General features: G+C 67.6%; 4 protein-coding genes and 1 pseudogene. 2 read left to right on the top strand and 3 right to left on the bottom strand.

What is annotated here, in order from left to right; all coding sequences use genetic code 11:
- Positions 1-2120 (top strand): PAS domain-containing hybrid sensor histidine kinase/response regulator (locus tag VHL31_RS10170; protein WP_329661095.1); only part of this gene is annotated, 2120 nt, incomplete at its 5' end.
- Here the strand turns inward: VHL31_RS10170 and VHL31_RS10165 are convergent.
- From VHL31_RS10165 to VHL31_RS10155, 3 genes are read right to left on the bottom strand one after another with little or no spacing between them, the layout of a single operon-like run.
- The gene (locus tag VHL31_RS10165) at positions 2117-3052 is read right to left on the bottom strand and encodes an acetamidase/formamidase family protein (RefSeq protein WP_329661094.1); all 936 of its coding nucleotides are present in this window, start codon (positions 3050-3052) and stop codon (positions 2117-2119) included. The two genes, VHL31_RS10170 and VHL31_RS10165, sit on opposite strands and share 4 nt — an antisense overlap.
- Before the next feature lie 19 nt (positions 3053-3071).
- Entirely contained in the window at positions 3072-3791 is a 720-nt protein-coding gene (locus VHL31_RS10160) for a hypothetical protein (protein ID WP_329661093.1), read from the bottom strand.
- Between the two features lie 45 nt (positions 3792-3836).
- On the bottom strand, positions 3837-5183 hold the full coding sequence (locus VHL31_RS10155) for a TolC family outer membrane protein (protein ID WP_329661092.1): 1347 nt from the start codon (positions 5181-5183) through the stop codon (positions 3837-3839).
- Between the two features lie 197 nt (positions 5184-5380).
- On the opposite strand from VHL31_RS10155, the pseudogene VHL31_RS10150 reads away from it, so the two are divergent.
- Positions 5381-5529 (top strand): annotated as a pseudogene (locus VHL31_RS10150) (DNA polymerase IV); the annotation flags it as partial.

Genomic DNA, 5529 nt, shown 5'->3' with positions numbered 1-5529 from the left:
TCCTGGGCCGCGGCAAGGTGGTCGAGTGGGACGAGACCGGCGCGGCGACCCGCCTCATCGCCACCAGCGTCGACATTACCGAGCAAAAGCGTATCGAAGCCGATCTCGCAGAGAAAAGCCGCGAGAACGAGATCTACCGGGCCATCTTCGAGAGCATGCCGGACCGGATCTACGCCAAGGACCGGGACGGACGCTTCATCATTGCCAATCAGGCCACGGCCGCCGCCATGGGCGTGGACGACCCGACGCAGCTCTATGGTCGGACGGACATGGACCTCTATCCGCCCGACATGGCGGCACGATACCGGGATGACGAGGCGCGAGTGGTCCAGTCGGGACGGCCGGCGCTGCTGGAACAGTCGGAGATCCGCGGCGACGGCCAGTTCCGCTGGATGCTGGCCATGAAGGTGCCGATGTTCGACCAGGCCGGGAATCCTGATGGCCTGGTGGGGCTGGCGCGCGACGTCAGCGAGCAGAAGCAGCGCGAGCAGATGCTGGCCGAGGCGTCGCTCCGGCTCGAGCAACAGGCCAGCGAGATGCAGACCCTGGCGCTGGCGGCCGAGCAGGCCAACCTCGCCAAGTCGGAATTCCTGGCGGCGATGAGCCACGAGATCCGCACGCCGATGACGGGCGTGCTGGGCATGGCGGACCTGCTGGCGTCGGAAGGCCTGAGCCGGACCCAGCGGCACTATGTCGAGACCATCTGCCGCTCGGGCAGCCACCTTTTGAACATCATCAATTCGATCCTCGACTTCTCCCGCATCGAGGCCGGCAGGCTCGAACTGGAGCAGATCGATTTCGTGCCGCAGGAGGTCCTGGAGCAGGTTCACTCGCTGCTTGCACCGCAGGCTACCGAGCGCGGGCTGGCACTGCGGATGGAGCACGACGTGCCGGCGGGGATGGTGCTGGTCGGGGATCCCACGCGGCTGTGCCAGATCCTGGTGAATCTTGCCAGCAACGCCCTGAAGTTCACGACGCAAGGCGAGGTGGCGGTCGCCATGCATCAGTCCATGGCTGAAACGGCGACGGTGCGCCTGCGGTTCGAGGTGCGCGACACCGGCATCGGCATTCCGCTCGAGCGGCAGGCGGCGCTGTTCGAGCCATTCGTGCAGGCCGACCGGTCGACCAACCGGCAGTATGGCGGCAGCGGCCTGGGCCTCGCCATCTGCAAGCGGCTGGTCGAGGCGATGGACGGCGTGATCGGTGTCGACAGTTCACCCGGCAAGGGCAGCACGTTCTGGTTCGAGGTGAACCTGCAGCATGGAACCGCCAAGGCGGCGGCTGCCCGCAGTGTCGGTGCCACGCTCGACATCCGGCCGCTGAGAATCCTGGTGGTCGACGACGTGCCGGCCAACCGGGAGCTGATGAGCACCATGCTCACCCGGCGGGGGCATGCCGTCGAGCTTGCCGAGAACGGCGCGCAGGCCGTCGAAGCCTTCAAGGCGGGTGGCTACGACGTGGTGCTGATGGACGTCCAGATGCCGGTCATGGACGGGATGGAAGCCACCAGGCGGATCCGCCAGCTGCCGGCGCCGCTGAACGCCATCCCGGTGCTGGCGCTGACGGCGAACGTGCTGGACAGCGAGCGCCGGCGTTGCCTCAGCGCGGGCATGGATCGATGCCTGACCAAGCCGGTGGTCTGGAACGAACTCTTCGACGCCCTGGCCCAGGTGGTGGGCGGGAACCTGGCGTCGGTCAGGCTGCAGCCCGATCAGGCCCCTCAATTCCGGCGCGACTTCGGCCAGCAGCTCCTGCTCAATTCCGCTCAGGTGGACGCCATGGGCGCCAGGATGACCCAGGACATGCTTCGCACCATGCTGGAGCGAGGCCTGAGCGGTGCGGAGGAGAGCACCGCCCGCCTTCACAAGGCTGCGGGGGACGCGGCCCGTATGGCGGCGGAAGCGCATCGCCTGCGAGGAACGGCCGGCACGTTCGGCCTCGCCCGCATCGCAGACCTGGCCGGAGCTATCGAGCGATGGCTGGATGCAGGCCAGGACGCTGCGGAACTCCTTTCCGCCCTGGATGACGCGGTGGTCGCGACCCGAGGCGCCATCGGCAGCTATCTGGCTGGCCGGCCCGATCGGGTTCCAGCGGGGAACATTGTTGCCGCAGGAGGCTAGGGCAGGACCGCCTTGGGGAAGTGGCAGCCGACGATCCAGTTCGGCTGGTCGACGATCTCGGTGATCTTGAGATCGGCGCAGGCCGAGCAGAGCATGTAGGCGTCGACCGGCTCGATCTTGAGGCGGTCTGAGATCAGGTCGACCATCTGGTCCAGCGCCTCGATCGCGTTCTGCATGAGGTCCGGGCCGATCCCCGTCGTCACGAGATAGCCCTTGCCGTCGATGTGCCGCCCGCGCGGGCTCGGGTTGTCGATGATCGGGAACTTCAACGTCCGGTTCTTGATCAGCTGCAGCTCGACCACGACGTTCATGGCACTCTCGATGGCCGTGCCGCAGACCTCGCCGTCGCCCTGGGCCGCATGGGTATCACCCAAGGAGAACAGGGCACCTTCCACTTCCACGGGGAAGGTCACCGTCGAGCCGACGCAGATGTCGGCCGTGTCCATGTTGCCGCCGACCCGCCTCGGCGGAACGACGCTGTGCAGGCCGCTTTCCGCAAGCGCCTGACCGATCACGCCGATGAACGGCTTGAGTGGCACGGACGCGCCGGCCTTGAACGGAGCCGGCGTCGTCAGCGTCGTGTCGTAGTGCCAGTGGACGAGGGCCGGCTGGGTGAAGCGATGCGCCAGCAGGCCGAAGCCCGGAATGTTCGCGGTCCAGCCCCAGCCGGAGGGCTTCATGTCATGCACATGCACGACCAGCGCATCGCCCGGCTCCGCGCCCTCGACCAGGATCGGGCCGGTGGCGGGGTTGACCTTGCCGAAGTCCAGCGTCGCCACGTCCGCAGCCGTGGAGTTGGGGGTCAGCTGGCCGCCGGACGCGTCGATCGTCTCGAACTCGACGATGTCGCCGGGCTGCACCGTCAGGACGGGGGACAGGCTGTTGTCCCAGCCGAAATGGTGATGCCTGCGCTCGATATAGTGGGTCGCCAAGGCGCTCGCTCCGCAAGGTTCAGCCGCTGTGTCGCTCGCTCTCGATCCCGATCCACCGGTCGCGGCCCCAGACGGCCAACCTGGCGGCCCGATGGATGGCCTCGTCCACCTTGCGTCCCTTGGTCAGGTGGGCATCCACCATCCCCAGGGACTGGAGGGGATCCAGCCCGATGGACATGCCGCAGGTGACGTTGATGTGGTCGTCTGCCAGACGGACGACCACGCAGGTGATTGAATCCTCGCCGACCGTCACGTGGGTTTCTTCCACCCTCGTCCCGCGAAAGCGCTGGCTCACGCTCTGGGCCAGCTGGCCGATGGCGGCAACCGAGCTGCCGGGATCGTCAAACCCCCGCCAGACGACGGCGGCGTCATGGTCCACGCCATCCAGTCGCAGGCGCACGTCGCCGACCGCACCCTGGGCCTGGTCGAACGCTGCCGGACCGGCTTCGTCGACCGCTACCAGCTGCATTCCATCGGGAAGGTCCCCGGTCAGCAAGCTCCCCGCCCGCAGGACCGCCAGCGCGTCGCGGCCGGTGAAGTCCGCCCCGTCGCCGGCTGGGTCGTCGACGCCGAACTCGCCGGTCACGGCGCCGAAGGGGTCGCTGGAGAAAGGGTCGTTGCCGTCATACCCGCCGCCGCCCACGCTCATTCCCTGGCCATGGGCGGTCGATGCGACGAGGAGGATCGCCAGCACCGAGCCTGCGAACAGGCAGGACGACACGGCCGTTCTGTCCGTCATTCGGGTTCGTTCGTGCAGATGGGCCGGATCGTTCACCCGTTCGGCTCAGTTCAGCGGATCGCCCAGGCCGAACAGGCGTGAACGGTTCTCCTTGTAGTAGGCCTCGGCGTCGTAGCGCTCGACGTCCAGGTCGAGCCGCTCGGCGGTGAGCTGTCCGACCGTCGCGAGCAGGGCGTAGGCGGCGATGACCTCGTTGGCCTGGGCCCGTACGAGCTCCACCTGTGAGCTGAAAAGTTCCTGCTCGGCGTCGAGCACGTCCAGCACGGTCCGCGAACCCACCTGCGCTTCCTGCTCCACGCCCTCCAGGGCGATCCTGTTCGCCCTCACCGAGGACTGGCGCGAGCTGATGTTCGCGGTGTTGGTCTGCAGCGTCTCCCAGGCCGTCGTGACATTCTCCGCGACGCTGCGCTGGGTCGAGAGCAGTTGCTGGTCCCGCTGGCGGGCAATCTGCTTGTTCTGCCGAACCTGCGAATACTCGGCACCACCCTGGTAGAGCGGGACCGTCACCTGAACGCCGATGGAGGCGTCGCGCTGCCATTCCAGGTTGGATGATGGCTCGTTCGCGTAGGAGGTGCTGGCCCGCAGGTCCACCTGCGGCAGGATCTGCGAGAAGGCGACGTCGATATCGTCCCTGGCGGCGGCGAGCGTGTACTGGGCCGATGCGATGTTCGGGTTGGCGGCGGCGAGTTCCTGCGCCTGCGCCTCGTTCGCCGGGAGTTCCGATGGCTTGACCGGCTGGTCGACATGGTCCGGCTCCAACGACACTACCCGCCGAAAGGTAGCGATGGAGTTCTGCAGCTGTCCTTCCGCCTCGACGCGCGAGGCCACGGCATCCGACAGGCGCGCCTCGGCCTGGGCGACGTCCGTCCGGGCGACCTCGCCGACATTGAACCGATCGCGGGTGGCCTGGAGCTGGCGCTGGAGCCGTTTCTCGTTGGCGATGGCCAGTTCCACGACCGACCGGTCCCGCCACACGCCGGCGTAAGCCTGCACCGCGTCGTAGAGCACCTGCTGCTCGGTGGCGATCAGGTTGGCGCGGGACGCGCGGACGGTATTCTCCGAGCCGCGCAGGTTGGCATCGAGTCCGCCGCCCCGGTAGAGAGGCTGGGTCACCGTCAGGCCCACGGCGGAAGAATCAAGCGTGGCGTCGCCCTGGCTGGTCGCCAAGTCGATGATGTCGTAGCTGGCCTGTGCACCCACCTGCGGCCGGTAGCCCGAAAGGGCCTGCGACACGAGTTCGTCCGTCGCCCGCAGCTCGGCCCGCGCAGCACCCAGGTCAGGATTGGTGTTGTAGGCGCTGGCCAGCGATTCCCGCAGAGTTTGTGCCTCGGCCGTGCCCATGGCGAGCGAGACGATCGCCGTGGTAACGACGAGGAGACCCTTCAACCGCATACCCATCTCCCAGGTGCGCGCACCAAAAACGGTCCGTTCGACATGGCGGCGCATACAACGGTGTGAGATTGGTCGCCACGCGTGACGGCTGCAAGCATGGACGCCATGCAAGCCACGCCATGGCCGGCGCTTGTGTAGAGGAGGCCACAGGAGTGAAGCCGGCTAACGTGGCGGAACGGGGCATCATTCATGTCGACATGGACGCGTTCTACGCGTCGGTGGAGCAGCGTGACGATCCGAGCCTGCGCGGTCGCCCGGTCGCGGTCGGCGGCCGTGAAGGACGCGGCGTGGTGGCGACCGCCAGCTACGAGGCCAGGCAGTTCGGCGTCCGCTCGGCCATGCCGGC

The organism is Geminicoccus sp. (genome assembly GCF_036263595.1).
Taxonomy (GTDB): Bacteria; Pseudomonadota; Alphaproteobacteria; order Geminicoccales; family Geminicoccaceae; genus Geminicoccus.
Note: the sequence above shows the minus strand (reverse complement) of the source record. Positions and strands in the feature narration are given on the sequence as shown.

Coding starts and splice junctions, on each gene's coding strand:
- VHL31_RS10160 (WP_329661093.1), bottom strand. CDS start 3,791: ATGACGGACAGAACGGCCGTGTCGTCCTGCCTGTTCGCAGGCTCGGTG.
- VHL31_RS10155 (WP_329661092.1), bottom strand. CDS start 5,183: ATGCGGTTGAAGGGTCTCCTCGTCGTTACCACGGCGATCGTCTCGCTC.